The sequence below is a fragment of the Vagococcus fluvialis genome, from assembly GCF_003337315.1.
In the GTDB taxonomy this organism is placed as follows: Bacteria; Bacillota; Bacilli; order Lactobacillales; family Vagococcaceae; genus Vagococcus; species Vagococcus fluvialis.
Genome location: NZ_QPJV01000017.1, coordinates 1 through 15,211, shown reverse-complemented (window position 1 = coordinate 15,211; position 15,211 = coordinate 1). Strand labels below are relative to the sequence as shown.

Sequence of the window (15,211 nt, the reverse complement as noted above, 5' to 3'; positions counted from 1 at the left end):
GTTATGGCAATTAAAGAAGTATTACTACCTCATTTAGGGGAAAGTGTAACAGAAGCATCAGTAGTAGGTTGGTTAGTTCAACCTGGAGACAAAGTAAAAAGATACCAACCACTTATGGAAGTGGTTTCTGATAAAGTAACTACAGAAGTACCTTCAGATTTTGAAGGAGTTATTAAAGAAACTTTTGTAGAATTAGATACTGATTATCCAATCGGTACTTTATTAATGACAATTGAAGTTGAAGGCGCTGACGAAGCACCAGTAGCTCCAGCTGTAGAAGAAAAAGTTGAAGCACCTGCTGCACCCGTAGCAGCAGCTCCAGTAAAAGCAGCAGCACCAGCGGCAGGACGTTTTTCTCCAGCAGTATTAAAATTAGCAGGAGAAAAAGGAATTGACTTATCTCTTGTAACTGGTACAGGTAAAGAAGGACGTATTACTCGTAAAGATATCTTAAACTTCGTACCAGGTGAAACACCAGTAGCAGCTCCAGCAGTAGAAGCAGCACCAGTTGCTGAAACGCCAGTAGCAGCTCCAAAAGCAGCAGCACCAGCTCCTGTATTTGCAAGTGGAAATGATGAAGTTGTACCAGCAGATGGCGTGCGTAAAGCAATCGCTAAGAAAATGGTACAAAGTGTTACTGAAATTCCTCATGCTTGGATCATGGTTGAAGCTGACGTTACAAATATCGTTAACTTACGTAACAATGTGAAAGATGAATTCAAAAAACAAGAAGGTATTTCATTAAGTTTCTTCCCATTCTTTGCTAAAGCTGTTGTACAAGCTATGAAGAAAAACCCAAAAATCAATACTTCATGGCAAGATGGTAACATTGTTTACCATAAAGATATTAATTTATCAATCGCTGTAACAACTGATGAAAACCTATTTGTACCTGTTATTAAACAAGCTGATAACTTATCACTTGCAGGACTTACAAAAGAAATTAATCGTTTAGCAACAGATGTACGTAAAGGTACACTATCTAATGCTGACATGCAAGGTGGAACATTCACATTAAACAACACTGGTTCACTTGGATCAGTTCAATCAATGGGAATTATCAATCACCCACAAGCAGCAATCTTACAAGTTGAATCAATTAACAAACGTATTGTTCCAACTAAAGATGGCGGATTCAAGACAGCAGACATGGTTAACTTATGTCTATCAATTGACCACCGTATCTTAGATGGCCAACAAGCTGGTCAATTCTTAAGAGATATTAAAGAAAACTTAGCAAGATTCTCAAGCGACTCTGATATCTATTAAAAAAGTGTCACCAACTAAATGATGTTCATGGAACAACTTAGGAGGCATGTGAGCCATGTGCCTCCTAGGGGATTCATGAAATACAGATGTACAACATCTAGTGAAAAGTTTCTCAAAGTTTAATTCATATGAAAAAGTGAAAGAAGGAATTAACAATGACTCAAGCAGAACAAGCGCCAAAAATGACACCAAAGATGTTTTTTAATAAGTTATTAGCAGGGACGGCTCAAGGAACAATTGTTGCATTAATCCCAAATGCCGTTTTAGGAGCAATTTTAAAGTATTTTAATCACATTGATATTATTCAAATGATCATTAACGCAGCTCTTATTTTCCAAGTTGGAACAGCCTTAATTATCGGTGGTCTTATTGCAAAACAATTTGATTTAACACCACCAAAAATTATGATTGTCGGTGGAGCAGCATTTGCTGGATCAGGAGTAATTAAATTTAATCCTGAAATCGGTGAAATGGGTGGTTTTCAAGCTGCAGGGACAGGAGATATTATCAACATTATGTTAACAGCAGCAGTTGCTGTACTTATGATGATGTGGCTTGGTAATAAATTTGGTTCGACAGAAATAATAGCGCTACCAATCGTTGTAGGTATCGGTGCTGGTCTAGTTGGTATGTTAACATATCCATACGTTACACAAATTACAGCACTTATTGGTAAAGTAATTAACAGTTTTACAGAGTTCCAACCAGTTATCGCAAGTATTTTAATTGCCTGTTCATTTGCGGCACTTATTATCTCACCAGTTACAACAGTTGCTATTGGTATGGCGATTCAATTAGACGGCGTTTCAGCAGGAGCTGGAGCAATGGGAATTGCTGCAACAACAATTGTTTTAGTTATCAACTCTTGGAAAGTAAATGAATCAGGTGTAACTTTAGCAGTCGCTTTAGGTGGAATGAAAATGTTCATGCCAAACCTTTTCAAATACCCAATTGTGTTATTACCTTGTTTAGTAACAGCTGCTGTATCAGCGATTCCAGTTGCATTATTCAATATTTCTGGAACTCCTAACTCAGCAGGATTTGGTTTAGTAGGATTAGTAGGTCCTTTAGCATCACTTGATGCAGGATTAAACATTTTATTATTAATCATTTCTTGGTTTGTTGTGCCAATCGCAGTTGGTTTATTATCAAAAATCGTATTTGAGAAAATGTTAAAATTATACGACAGTAGCGTAGTATTTAAATATCAAGGATAAAAAAAGAAACATCGAGATTATTAATTGTTCTTAATAATCTCGATGAAATCTTTAATATCCTTAGTAACATGATAGTCTTTTCTTAAAGCAATTCCTATTGGGAAATAATCATACTTATCTCTTAAAGGAATCCATCTAACGTTGTCACTCTTACCAACTTCTTTGTATTCAATTGGTAGGATACAGATAGACTCATTTTTATTGACACTATGAAGTAAAACTTGTAAATCATCATTATGGAGTACGATATTGGGTTTATAACCACAATCAGCAGCTCGATCAATGAGTAGCCTTCCTAACATGAAGTTAGTTGTAAGTGAAGAGAAACGTTGACCTTCTAGATCTTTGAAGGTGAGTTCTTTTTTTTTCGATAAAGGATTGTCTTCTGGTACAACAACATAAACATGGTAACCTTTTGTTGATGTTCCAAGAGCCTCAATAGAAATTGATTCTGGATAAAGGTTTGGAAATGAAATTAAACCAATATCTAATTCATCCTGGTTAAGTAACCCTTGTAAATGAGGAGAACCATCTTGCTTGATGACTAAATCAACATGAGGATGGGTTGCTAGGTACTGAGATATTTCTTGCATGAATTGTACAGAAAATAGTGTTGTAATACCTAGTTTGATTTTTTTCTTTTTCTCTGTAGGGGTTTCATTCATATTATGGATATCTGAAATTAATTGATCAAATTGTTCAACTATTTGTTGGCCTTCTTCGTATAGATACACGCCAGTATTAGTTAGCTGGAAGGGAGTATCTGTATGTGTAAAAAGAGACGTTCGTAACTCACTTTCCATTTTTTTTAATGCTAATGATAAAGTGGGTTGCGTTACAAAAAGGTTACGAGCTGCAGCTGATAAATTTTTTGTATTTGCAATTTCAATAAAATATTTAAGCTGTTGAATATTCATAAAATCACCTTGTCCATTCTTATTATGAAACGATTATTTTGTCGTTTTTTTAATTGTCTCTAATCTCTATTTTACCATATAAATAAAGGGTTTTTACATTATTTTTAATGTTTTTAATATTATTTAATAAAAAAATTAGGAGAGTGTATTGTATGAAAATTATTATTGCAGGTGCAGGAGCTATGGGAAGTCGTTTTGGATTAATGTTACATCAAGCAAAAAATGATGTGATTTTAATTGATGGATGGCAAGAACATATTGACTTAATTAAGCAAAATGGTTTGAAAGCTAATTTTAATGGTGAAGAAATAGTAGAAAACATTTCAATTTATCATCAAAATGATGTTTCTTCAGTAGACTTTTCTGCTGATTTAGTTATTCTATTTACAAAAGCAATGCAATTAGATGGAATGATGCAATCTATTAATAATATGGTTGGCGAAAATACAAAAGTTCTCTGTCTATTAAATGGTATTGGCCATGAAGATGTGATTAAAAAATATGTACCATTAAGCAATATTATTCTAGGAAATACAATGTGGACAGCTGGACTTGAAGGACCAGGTAAAGCAAAATTATTTGGAAATGGTTCAATTGATCTACAAAATCTAGGTACTGATGGTAAAGAAGCGGCTGAAGAAGTAATTGAAGTATTAAATGTTGCTAATTTAAATGCTAAATACTCAGATAATATTTTATCTTCTATTTATAAAAAAGCATGTGTCAATGGGACTATGAACGGCTTATGTACTATTTTAGATTCAAATATGGCAGGCTTTGGTGAAACAGATGTTGCTGATGATATTGTAGAAGCAATTGTTTCTGAGTTTGCGGCTGTTGCTGAAAGAGAAAATGCGACTTTAAATGTACCAGAAGTTTTAGCACAAATTAAAACATGTTACAATAGAGAAACAATCGGCTTACATCATCCTTCAATGTATCAAGACTTAATCATTAACAATCGATTAACAGAAATTGACTACATCAATGGTGCAATTGTCAGAAAAGGAAAAGAATATGGTATTGAAACACCTTACTGCTCATTCTTAACGCAATTAGTTCATGCGAAAGAGCAAATATTAGGGGCAAAATAAAATAATATTAAGAGGCTAACAATTATTTTGTCAGTCTCTTTTTTAAGGTTAAAATCTTTTTTCTACTTGTTTTATTTTGAACTTGAAATAAAAAATAAGAATGGTATACTTTTATGAACATTAAAAATTGATTAAAATTTCACAGTGAAATTAATTATGGAAAAAACAAACGTTGTTTTAACAATGTTTTCATGAAGGTATTAAAAAAAACAATAGCGCCATTAATTTTATTTATTTGTATATTTTTTCACATAGAGATATAGTATATGTGTAGCAAGTAATAGTTAATGAAATGAGGGGTAATAAGAGTTTTAATATTTTTTGTTAAAGATTTTTTTCATTAATTTATATCATTAAGTGAAAAAAATATCAATTAGTTAATGGCATAAAAAACTGATGAAATAAGGTAGGGGAATGAAAATGGTAGATCAAAATTCAAGTAATAACAAAATGTCAGTGAAAGTTTTTTTCAATAAATTATTAGCAGGTACAGCGCAAGGAACAATCATTGCATTAATTCCAAATGCTGTATTAGGAGCTATTCTTAAATATTTTGCAGATGTAACGATTATTCAACAAATTATTCATGCAGCACTTATTTTTCAAGTAGCAACACCTTTAATTATTGCAGCACTTATTGCGAAACAATTTGATTTAACACCACCAAAAATGATGATGGTAGGTGGAGCAGCATTCGCTGGATCAGGAGTTATTAAATTCAACCCAGAAGTTGGTGGATTTGTTGCTGCTGGTACAGGAGATATTATTAACATCATGTTAACTGCTTCAATTGCTGTTTTAATGATGATGTGGATTGATAATAAATTTGGCTCTGTAGAAATTATTGCCTTACCAATTGTTGTAGGTATTGGAGCTGGTGTTCTTGGGATGCTTGCTTATCCATATGTGACTCAAATAACAGTTGCTATTGGTAATGTGATTAACAACTTTACAGAATTCCAACCAGTTGTGATGAGTATTTTAATTGCTTGCTCGTTTGCGATGTTAATTATTTCTCCAATTACAACAGTAGGTATTGGTTTAGCGATTCAATTAAATGGTGTTTCAGCAGGAGCTGCTGCCATGGGAATTGCTGCTACAACTGTAGTGTTAGTTATTAATTCATGGAAAGTAAATGAATCAGGTGTAACCTTAGCAGTCGCTTTAGGTGGTATGAAAATGATGATGCCTAACCTGTTTAAATACCCAATCATCTTATTACCAATTTTAGTAACAGCAACTGTTTCAGCTATTCCAGTTTCATTATTTAATATCTCAGGTACACCAAACTCAGCAGGATTCGGCCTTGTAGGTTTAGTTGGACCTCTTGCTTCATTAGATGCTGGATTAAACTTTGTCCTATTAATTATCTGTTGGTTTGTCGTACCAATTGCGGCAGGTTTAATTTCAAAAGTAATTTTCGAAAAAATGTTTAAAGTATATGACAGCAGTATTGTTTTTAAATATCAAGGATAAAAAAATATAAAAAAATTAGGAGTGTCAGATAGATGAATATTATTATTGCAGGCGCAGGAGCTATGGGAAGTCGTTTTGGATACATGTTACATAAAACAGGTAATGAAGTCGTATTAGTAGATGGATGGCCAGATCATATTGAAGAAATTAGAACAAACGGTTTACAAGGAACATTTAATGGTGAAGAAATTAAAGAAAAAATGACTATCTATAATCAAAATGAATTAAGTAACGTTGAATTTTCAGCTGATTTAGTTATTTTATTTACAAAAGCAATGCAACTTGATAATATGATGAATTCTTTAAAAGATATGGTTGGAGAAAAGACTCAAGTTCTTTGTTTATTAAATGGTATTGGGCACGAAGATGTTGTTAAAAAATATGTTCCAGAAAGCAATATTTTATTAGGTAATACAATGTGGACTGCTGGTTTAGAAGGTCCTGGACATGTGAAATTATTTGGAAATGGTTCACTAGAGTTACAAAGTTTAGGTAATGATGAAACAACTGCTCAAGAAGTAATTGAAGTTTTAAATAAAGCAGAATTAAATGCCAAATACTCACAACATATTAGAGCTTCTATTTATAAAAAAGCATGTGTTAACGGAACTATGAATGGCTTATGTACTATTTTAGATTCAAACATGGCAGGTTTTGGTGAAACAGATGTTGCTGATAGTATAGTAGAAACCATTGTGAATGAATTTGCTGCTGTTGGAAAACATGAAGGTGTTGAATTAGATATTCCAGCAGTTCTAGCACAAATTAAAACATGCTACAACCGCGAAACAATTGGTTTACACCACCCGTCAATGTATCAAGATTTAATCGTGAGTAACCGATTAACAGAAATTGATTACATTAATGGAGCTATCGCTAGAAAAGGTGAGATGTACGGAGTAGAAACACCTTACTGTACATTCTTAACACAATTAGTACATGCAAAAGAACAAATATTAGGTGCGAAGTAATATAAACAAAATAAGAAAGAGTTAGCTTCTAAAAAAGCTAGCTCTTTTTTTATAAAAAAACATAGAATTTCTCCCAGTAATCTGCTATCATAAGCGTACGATTAAGAAAGAAGGTTTTTTAATGTTCGGTTTTGAAAGAGTTGTTAAAGGGACAGCTTTTACGAGTCAATCAATTAATGAAATAGATATTCTAGAAAATTATTTATTCTGTTTAAATAAAGATGGAATGATTGAAAAACTAGTTTCACCAAAAGAAGAGATTTATTCTGCTATTATTGAAACTTATCAAGGAACATCAAAGTTTCAGGAGATTCCAAAAGGAGAATATCTATTACCTGGGTTTATTGACTTACATGTTCATGCACCTCAGTGGCCACAATCAGGTTTAGCTTTAGATAAACCTTTATACGACTGGTTAAATACTTATACGTTTCCTCTTGAAGCAAAGTATAAAGATACTAACTTTGCTGAAAAAGTTTATTCTCATTTAGTTGATGAATTATTATCTTTAGGAACTACGACAGTACTTTACTTTGGAACTATTCATAAAGAGGCAAATTTAAAACTTGCAGAAATTTGTGCTAAAAAAGGACAAAGAGGATTGGTTGGAAAAGTTGTTATGGATGATCATGAAGCAAATCCTAAATTTTACCGAGATGAAACAACAGAACAAGCCTTAGCAGATACGGAAGAATTTATTAAAGATGTAAAAATACTAGGTAAAAATGTTAAGCAAGGAGTTTATCCAGTTGTGACTCCTCGTTTTATTCCTAGTTGTACAGATGAAGGTCTAAAAGGCTTAGGTGAATTAGCTGAAAAATATGATGTCCATGTTCAATCTCATTGTAGTGAAAGTGATTGGGCTCATCAATTTGTGATAGATCGTTTTGGAGAAAGTGATACAAAAAGTTTAAATAAATTTGGCTTATTAAATGATAAATCAGTTATGGCACATTGTGGATTTTTATCAGCAGAAGATGCAGAAATTTTCCGTGAAACAGGAACTGCTGTTGCTCATTGTCCTATTTCTAATGCTTACTTTGGTAATGCTGTCACTCGAGTAAAACAATTATTACATGACTATCAGGTAGATGTTGGCTTAGGAACAGATATCTCGGGAGGCTTTTCACCAAGTCTGTATGACAATATGAAACAGGCAGTGATGTCTTCTCGTATGCTGAATGACGGGGTGAATCATGAAATAGAATCGGATGAAAGAGGAGTTTCAAATAGTAATATCACTTTAAAAGAAGCTTTTTATTTAGCAACAGCTGGTGGTGGGAAATCATTATCATTACCAATTGGTGAATTAAAAGAAGGATTTACTTGGGACGTTCAAGTGGTATCTACTCATCACTTGCCAGTTTTTGGAGAAGATACATTGGAAGAAACCTTCCAAAAATTAATTTATATAATGAAACCTGAACAAATCAAAGAAGTTTGGGTTCAAGATCAATTAGTCTACAAACAATAAGGGGAGAACAAAAGTCAATGAGTCAAAAAAGTCGTTTAACAGTTGGTGTGGATGAGCCTTTATCATTATCACAATCAATTTTATTAGGGATTCAACATGTTTTAGCAATGGATGTTTACGTAGTACCATTTATTATCGCAACTGCTATTGGTTTATCAACGGAAGCAAGTGCTGGATTAATTCAAGCTACCTTTTTAGCTGCTGGAATAGGAACCATTATTCAAACATTTATTTTTATGAAAATACCGATCGCTCAAGGTCCGTCATTTATTCCGATTGGTGCGATTGCTGGTATCTACTTTGCTAATGAAGCGGGAGGTAACGGCTGGGGAACAGTTCTTGGAGCAAGTTTAATAGGTGCGATTGTTGTTATTTTACTTGGACTAACAGGAACTTTTCATAAGCTAGTTAATTATTTAGTCCCACCGATTGTAGGAGGTACGATTATTTATGTAGTTGGTTTATCATTAATGCCAACAGCTTTAACAAGTAATGTGTTTGGTGCTCCTGGTGAAATCTCGGATAATTTATTACTTGCTTCTGTAACTTCGATTACGCTAATTGTTTGTACGATGATTGGTTCTAAATTTCCAAATAAAGGTCGTTGGTTCAGAGTTTCTTCAGTGATTATGGCTTTATTAGTTGGTTGTTTAACAGCTGAGTTTATTGGTGTTTTAGATTTAAGCGCTGTAAAGGGAGCCTCATTATTTACACTACCTAAATTAGCTTTTATGGGGGATGGATTATCATTTGAACTCTCATCAATTGTAACAATGATTATTATCTATATGGTACTACTTGCTGAAACCACTGGAACTTGGTTTGCTATTAGTAACGTAACAGAGAAACCTCTTACTAATGAAACGATTAATAAAGGTGTGATTGGAGAAGGAATTAGCTGTTTAATTTCAGCATTAGTTGGTTCAACTCCGGTCACAGGCTATTCAACCAATGCAGGGATTATTACAATTACTGGTGTTGCTAGCCGTCGTGTTTTTGCTGCTGCTGGCGTTTGGTTTATTGTGTTTGGATTTTCTGGTAAATTAGCAACTTTAATTTCATCTATCCCATCAGCTGTAATCGGAGGTGTCTTTGTTGTTGTATGTGGAATTATTGCAATTAGTGGTATGCAAGTGATTAAAGAAGTAACGATTGGTGAGAAAGAAATGTATGTTATTTCAATTCCAATGATTATTGCTTTAGGTCTAATCTTAATTCCTCAAGAATTTATTCAAACATTACCTAACTTTTTACAATATTTATTTAGTTCACCAATTGCTACTGCTTCAATTGCAGCAATGATTCTAAATAAAATTTTACCAAGTGAAGCTAACTAAAATAGAGATTTTATGGACTGTGGCATAAGTATGTCACAGTCTCTTTTTTTGTTGTTTTATTAGTCTAATTTAGTAGACAAAGAGTAGTTGTTTCTGCTAAATTAAGAGCTGAGTGATTTTTAGAGAAATATGACGATAATTTGATTGTCGTTGTTTACGATAGAAGAAAGAACATGAGTGAGTTGAGGTGTTGGTAGAATGGATATTTTAGTTATTACAAGTATTATTGGTACGATTGCTTTCTCTTTATCAGGAGCTATTGTTGCAATTGAAGAAGAATATGATATGTTAGGCATCACTGTTCTAGGATTAGTCACGGCTTTTGGTGGTGGTGTGTTAAGAAATATTATGCTCGATTTACCGATGACTGTTTTTTGGGGTCAAACCAATCTGTTTTATGTGTCTTTTGTAACCATTTTTTTAGTTTATTTTTTCCCACAAATAGCTACGAAATGGAAGAAGCTTGAAATTATTTCAGATGCTATTGGATTAGCAGCTTTTAGTATTTCTGGTGCTTTATATGGTTTAGAAACTTTTGGAACATTAGGACCTACAGTTGTTGCAGCCATTTTAACTGGTACTGGCGGCGGTGTGATTAGAGATCTTTTAGCAGGGAAAAAACCAAGTGTTTTATGTGCGGAGGTTTATGGTAGTTGGTCAATCTTAATTGCTGTGGTTATTTACTATACAACACCAGTACATCCTAGTTTTTATTTAATCATTGTTGGGTTAACTATTTTATTACGTTTAGCTGGTTTAACCTATAACTGGAATTTACCGAAAAATACTTTTACATTAAAGAAAATGGATAACTTACCAATTAATAAATTTATAGAAAAAGAATAAGAGGGTTGTGGCATAAGATTGTCACAACCCTCTTATTTTTGTTTAAACGGTGTCAAAGAAGTAGCCTCTGCGGAAATAAGCCGAAAATCACTAAAATTTGAAAAGCAATTTTCATGATTTCCTTCTTATTTCTTGAAGCTGAGCACTTCTATGACAACCTCTTATTTTTATCTAAATGATTAATGCTTTATTTTTGATTTCAGTTATAATAGACAAAGGAAGAAGAGGGATTAAATGAATCAACTTTTATATATTTTAGAAAAAAACTTTGGTTATCAGTCCTTTAGACCAGGACAAGAAGAAATTATGATGAACATTATGGAAGGTCGAGATACTTTAGGCATTATGCCAACTGGTGGTGGGAAATCTGTTTGTTATCAGATTCCAGCTCTAATTTTGGAAGGTTTAACAGTAGTTATTTCACCACTAATCTCCTTAATGAAAGACCAAGTAGATGCTTTAAATGATATGGGGATTTCAGCAAGCTATATAAATAGTAGTCTATCTTACCAAGAAATCCAAATTCGTTTAGGAGAAGCAGCTAGGGGAGAAGTCAAACTACTTTACGTAGCACCAGAGCGATTAGATTCATCTGATTTTACAGAACTACTTCGCCACGTTAGTGTGGATTTAATTGCGATTGATGAAGCTCATTGTATTTCCCATTGGGGACATGACTTTAGGCCGAGCTATTTAAAATTAGCACAGACCATTCAAGGATTTTATCCAAGACCACGAATTGTTGCTTTAACAGCTACAGCAACACCAGAAGTTGCTAAAGATATCTGTCAGTTGCTTTCAATACCGGAAGAAAATAGTATTCAAACAGGTTTTGAAAGAGAAAATTTATCTTTTCAAGTAATGAAGGATCAAACAGATGTTTATCTTTTAGAGTATTTAAAAACTAATAAAGGTCAATCAGGTATTATTTATGCAAGTACAAGAAAAGAAGTTGAGCGAATTTACCGCTTAGTTAATCACAATGGTATCTCAGTAGGGATGTATCATGCTGGTATGACTGAGTTTGAACGTGTTAAAAATCAAGAAGATTTTACTTTTGACCGAGTGGAAGTTATGGTAGCAACGAATGCATTTGGTATGGGTATTAATAAAAGTAATGTCCGTTTCGTTGTTCATGCTCAAATGCCAGGTAACCTAGAGTCTTACTATCAAGAAGCAGGAAGAGCTGGGAGAGATGGTTTGCCTAGTGAGGCGATTCTATTATTTAGTTCTCAAGACGCACAAATTCAGCAATATTTTATTGAACAATCTGATGCCGATATTGAATATCAACAAAACGAATACTTAAAATTAAGAGAAATGACTCAATATGCTCATACTGAAATGTGTCTACAACGCTATATTCTTCGTTATTTTGGTGAAGATGGTAAAGAGTGTGGTAGATGTAGTAACTGTCTAGATGATAGAGAGTCTGTTGATATTACAGTTGATGCTCAAAAAGTATTATCTTGTGTGAAGCGAATGAATGAAAAATTTGGTAAAGGTCTGGTTGGGAAAGTTTTAACAGGTTCTAAAGATCAGAAAGTTTTGCAGTGGAAATTTAATGAGTTATCAACTTATGGCATTATGAAAGAGTGGAGCCAAAAAGAAATTGTTCAATTAATTGATTTTTTAACAGCAGAAGAATTTTTAGTACCAACAAAGGGACAATTCCCACTACTTTCTTTATCCCCCCTTGGAGTTGATGTGTTACTTGGAAAGAAAAAAGTAACACGTAAACAATTAGTTGTGAACCAAATTGTTCAAGATGACCAATTATTTAATAGGTTAAGAGAAATTCGCTCTGATTTAGCTGATGAGAAAAACCTACCACCTTATGTGATTTTCTCAGATAAAACACTTCAAGAAATGGTGGATAGACAGCCTAAATCATCACTAGAATTTTTACAAATTAAAGGTGTTGGTCAAAATAAATTAGATCAATATGGCGATATTTTTATGTCAGCCATTAAAAACTATTTAGAAGAAAAAGCTGAACTTTAATTAAGAGAGGTTGTGACATATCTACGTCATATCCTCTTTTTTAGTGGTTTTATCTAAGATATGCTAAAAATCAGTGATATTAACCAAAGAAAGCTTAATTAAAACATGGTAAAATTAGGCTTAAGAAGGTGAAAAAATGAAACTATTATATGCAGATTCTTATTCAGAGAATTTAACCAATCAAGAACTAAATGGAAGTATTCATAGTGTCTTTAAAAAAACAGTTAATATCATAACTGAAACTGAGGAAATTTATACGTTGGCTGTTCCTTCAGTTTTTGACGGACCACAATTAATAAAAGTACCTGTTGATTCATGGTTATTTTTAGAACCGTATATTTCAAAAAAAGTGACTTATCAAAATAATCGTTTAAATCTTGCTGGAGAATTAGAAATACTATTAGAAGAGGCGGCTGTGATACCTATATTTAAAACCTTAACCTTTAAGGAAATAAGTGTAGAGACATTAAATAAAGTTAAAGAAATTCATTTGGACTTAGAAAAAAAATTAGATACTGTAGGTTTTTATCGTCAAACATTTTTTTCAGATATTGAAAAAATAACTTATGAGTTTTTAATAATAGGCAGTAAATTATTAACAAAAGGAATCTTAGATGGAGATAAGGAAACGATAAGATTAGGTATTACAAAATTAATTGGATTAGGTCACGGATTAACGCCATCAGGAGATGATTTTTTAACCGGGTTTTGTCTCGTTTTAAATAGTAACGAGACAATTGATAAAAAAGTTATAGCTATTTTTAATGAAGCTCTTGAAGATGAGATGAAACAAACGAATTTAATTAGTCAGAATCAGCTAAAACTTGCTATTAAAAGACAAGCTCTAAAACCTATTATCCAATTGATTAATCAATTAAATGAAGAACCAAATTCTCCACAGATTGAAGAAACTTTGTTAGAAATCATGTCAATTGGTTCTTCATCAGGAAGTGACATCTTATTTGGTATTCTGGAAGGGATTAAAGTGATTTCTAAGAATTGACATCTGTTATATTTAGAGGCAAACTTAAAAGAGATAATGAAGGGAGATTTTAAATAATGAATAATTTTAGTTTTCAAGTGCCGACAACAATCCATTTTGGAGAAGGACAAATCAGGAAATTAGCTTCTTCCTTAAAAGTTTACGGGAAAAACGTCTTACTAACTTATGGTGGTGGGAGTATTAAAAGAAGTGGTTTGTACGATACTATTCTAGATGAGCTTAAAAATGATTTTAATATTTTTGAGCTTGGAGGAGTTGAACCAAATCCTCGTATTGAAACAGTAGTTAAAGGAGCTGAAATGTGTCGAACTCATGACATTGATGTTGTTTTAGCTGTTGGTGGAGGTTCAACTATTGATTGTGCTAAAGGAATTGCAGCAGCGAGATTTTACGATGGAAACCCTTGGGACTTTACTTCAAACAGTCGCTTAGTAACTAAAGCTTTACCGATTGTCACTATTTTAACAATAGCCGCAACAGGTTCTGAGATGAATGGTGGTTCTGTTTTAACTAATTTAGAAACAAAAGAAAAGCTAAGTTTTCATTCAAGACATGTGATTCCCAAAGTTTCTATTCTTGACCCAACATATACTTATTCAGTTCCAAGTTATCAAACAATGGCAGGTTCAGCAGATATTTTAAGTCATTTGTTTGAAAATTATTTTAATAAAACACCAGATACAATGGTTCAAGACGGGATTGCGGAAGGCTTAATGCGTACTGTTTATCACTACACACCAATTGCCTTAAAAAACCCTGAAGATTACGGGGCTAGATCAAACTTAATGTGGGCTAGTTCAATGGCTTTAAATGGTTTAACCGGCTCAGGTAAAGCTGGTATTTGGTCTTGTCATGGTATTGAACACGAATTAAGTGCTTATTATGATATTACTCACGGAATTGGTTTAGCAATTATCACTCCTAGATGGTTGCAACATATTTTAAGTGATAAGACAGCAGATAAAATTTCTCAATTTGGTCATCGAGTTTTCGATTTAACATTAGATGCTAATAGGATGACAACAGCTCAAGAAACAATTAGAATCGTTTATGAAACTTTTGTTAGTTGGGGAGTACCTATGACTTTAGGAGAAGTTGGAATTGATGATAGCCTGTTAGAAGAAATGGCAGTACAGGCAATTACTCATAAACCTCTTAATACGGAAACTTATGTATCACTTTCAAAAGATGATGTTCACGAAATTTTGAAGATGAGTTTAACAGAAATGAATTTTTAATATTACAAAAAGAAATCAAATGAGTATTTGGTTTCTTTTTATTTATTTAATAAAAATTTAAAATTTTATTTTTGGATGGAAAACAGTTGTTTTGAAAAACGTTTTACGTAGCTATTTAAAAATAAATAGGAAATAAAAATGATTTTATAAAATCGGTTAAATTGTTTAATAATAATGATGATTCTATATAATAGAAGACATATACTGTTGTTTTTTGTTTTTTATGATGCTAAAATAAAGCAATACAAATATTTTTATAAATAACTTATTAAAGCTAGCTATTAAATAGTCAAGTGAAAGTTATTAAATACTTTTTGATTTTGATATTTATTTTTAAGCAACTTAAATAAACCTAAAAATAATAG

General features: G+C 32.7%; 12 protein-coding genes. 11 read left to right on the top strand and 1 reads right to left on the bottom strand.

The window, feature by feature from the left end; all coding sequences use genetic code 11:
* Nucleotides 1-3: 3 nt before the first annotated feature.
* Both DFR54_RS12395 and DFR54_RS12390 read left to right on the top strand, forming a co-directional pair.
* Nucleotides 4-1,269, top strand: coding sequence for a dihydrolipoamide acetyltransferase family protein (locus tag DFR54_RS12395; RefSeq protein ID WP_114290479.1), 1,266 nt, complete (start codon nt 4-6; stop codon nt 1,267-1,269).
* Nucleotides 1,270-1,424: 155 nt separating this feature from the next.
* The gene (locus tag DFR54_RS12390) at nt 1,425-2,486 is read left to right on the top strand and encodes a PTS sugar transporter subunit IIC (protein WP_114290478.1); all 1,062 of its coding nucleotides are present in this window, start codon (nt 1,425-1,427) and stop codon (nt 2,484-2,486) included.
* A gap of 20 nt (nt 2,487-2,506) precedes the next feature.
* Here the strand turns inward: DFR54_RS12390 and DFR54_RS12385 are convergent, their stop codons facing one another.
* Nucleotides 2,507-3,403, bottom strand: coding sequence for a LysR family transcriptional regulator (locus DFR54_RS12385; RefSeq protein WP_114290477.1), 897 nt, complete (start codon nt 3,401-3,403; stop codon nt 2,507-2,509).
* Between the two features lie 152 nt (nt 3,404-3,555).
* Here DFR54_RS12385 and DFR54_RS12380 point away from each other — a divergent pair, with 152 nt between their 5' ends.
* From DFR54_RS12380 to DFR54_RS12340, 9 genes are all read left to right on the top strand, one after another.
* The gene (locus DFR54_RS12380; RefSeq protein WP_114290476.1) at nt 3,556-4,497 is read left to right on the top strand and encodes a 2-dehydropantoate 2-reductase; all 942 of its coding nucleotides are present in this window, start codon (nt 3,556-3,558) and stop codon (nt 4,495-4,497) included.
* Between the two features lie 420 nt (nt 4,498-4,917).
* Nucleotides 4,918-5,973 (top strand): PTS sugar transporter subunit IIC, encoded by a 1,056-nt coding sequence (locus DFR54_RS12375; RefSeq protein ID WP_114290475.1) that lies wholly within the window; start codon nt 4,918-4,920, stop codon nt 5,971-5,973.
* Between the two features lie 32 nt (nt 5,974-6,005).
* Nucleotides 6,006-6,944 carry a 2-dehydropantoate 2-reductase gene (locus tag DFR54_RS12370; RefSeq protein ID WP_114290474.1) on the top strand — a complete coding sequence of 313 codons (939 nt, stop codon included), beginning with the start codon at nt 6,006-6,008 and terminating at the stop codon, nt 6,942-6,944.
* A 121-nt stretch (nt 6,945-7,065) separates the two neighbouring features.
* Nucleotides 7,066-8,418 carry a guanine deaminase gene (gene guaD / locus DFR54_RS12365; protein WP_114290473.1) on the top strand — a complete coding sequence of 451 codons (1,353 nt, stop codon included), beginning with the start codon at nt 7,066-7,068 and terminating at the stop codon, nt 8,416-8,418.
* 17 nt (nt 8,419-8,435) lie between these two features.
* Nucleotides 8,436-9,755 (top strand): uracil-xanthine permease family protein, encoded by a 1,320-nt coding sequence (locus tag DFR54_RS12360; RefSeq protein ID WP_114290472.1) that lies wholly within the window; start codon nt 8,436-8,438, stop codon nt 9,753-9,755.
* 198 nt (nt 9,756-9,953) lie between these two features.
* A complete protein-coding gene (locus DFR54_RS12355) occupies nt 9,954-10,601 on the top strand; it encodes a trimeric intracellular cation channel family protein (protein ID WP_167807789.1) in 648 nt (215 codons plus the stop codon).
* 234 nt (nt 10,602-10,835) lie between these two features.
* A complete protein-coding gene (gene recQ, locus DFR54_RS12350; protein ID WP_114290471.1) occupies nt 10,836-12,605 on the top strand; it encodes a DNA helicase RecQ in 1,770 nt (589 codons plus the stop codon).
* A gap of 136 nt (nt 12,606-12,741) precedes the next feature.
* Nucleotides 12,742-13,608 carry an oxamate carbamoyltransferase subunit AllH family protein gene (locus DFR54_RS12345; RefSeq protein WP_114290470.1) on the top strand — a complete coding sequence of 289 codons (867 nt, stop codon included), beginning with the start codon at nt 12,742-12,744 and terminating at the stop codon, nt 13,606-13,608.
* A 56-nt stretch (nt 13,609-13,664) separates the two neighbouring features.
* Nucleotides 13,665-14,846, top strand: coding sequence for an iron-containing alcohol dehydrogenase (locus DFR54_RS12340; RefSeq protein ID WP_114290469.1), 1,182 nt, complete (start codon nt 13,665-13,667; stop codon nt 14,844-14,846).
* Nucleotides 14,847-15,211: the final 365 nt, after the last annotated feature.

Coding starts and splice junctions, on each gene's coding strand:
- DFR54_RS12395 (WP_114290479.1), top strand. CDS start 4: ATGGCAATTAAAGAAGTATTACTACCTCATTTAGGGGAAAGTGTAACA.
- DFR54_RS12390 (WP_114290478.1), top strand. CDS start 1,425: ATGACTCAAGCAGAACAAGCGCCAAAAATGACACCAAAGATGTTTTTT.
- DFR54_RS12385 (WP_114290477.1), bottom strand. CDS start 3,403: ATGAATATTCAACAGCTTAAATATTTTATTGAAATTGCAAATACAAAA.
- DFR54_RS12380 (WP_114290476.1), top strand. CDS start 3,556: ATGAAAATTATTATTGCAGGTGCAGGAGCTATGGGAAGTCGTTTTGGA.
- DFR54_RS12375 (WP_114290475.1), top strand. CDS start 4,918: ATGGTAGATCAAAATTCAAGTAATAACAAAATGTCAGTGAAAGTTTTT.
- DFR54_RS12370 (WP_114290474.1), top strand. CDS start 6,006: ATGAATATTATTATTGCAGGCGCAGGAGCTATGGGAAGTCGTTTTGGA.
- guaD (WP_114290473.1), top strand. CDS start 7,066: ATGTTCGGTTTTGAAAGAGTTGTTAAAGGGACAGCTTTTACGAGTCAA.
- DFR54_RS12360 (WP_114290472.1), top strand. CDS start 8,436: ATGAGTCAAAAAAGTCGTTTAACAGTTGGTGTGGATGAGCCTTTATCA.
- DFR54_RS12355 (WP_167807789.1), top strand. CDS start 9,954: ATGGATATTTTAGTTATTACAAGTATTATTGGTACGATTGCTTTCTCT.
- recQ (WP_114290471.1), top strand. CDS start 10,836: ATGAATCAACTTTTATATATTTTAGAAAAAAACTTTGGTTATCAGTCC.
- DFR54_RS12345 (WP_114290470.1), top strand. CDS start 12,742: ATGAAACTATTATATGCAGATTCTTATTCAGAGAATTTAACCAATCAA.
- DFR54_RS12340 (WP_114290469.1), top strand. CDS start 13,665: ATGAATAATTTTAGTTTTCAAGTGCCGACAACAATCCATTTTGGAGAA.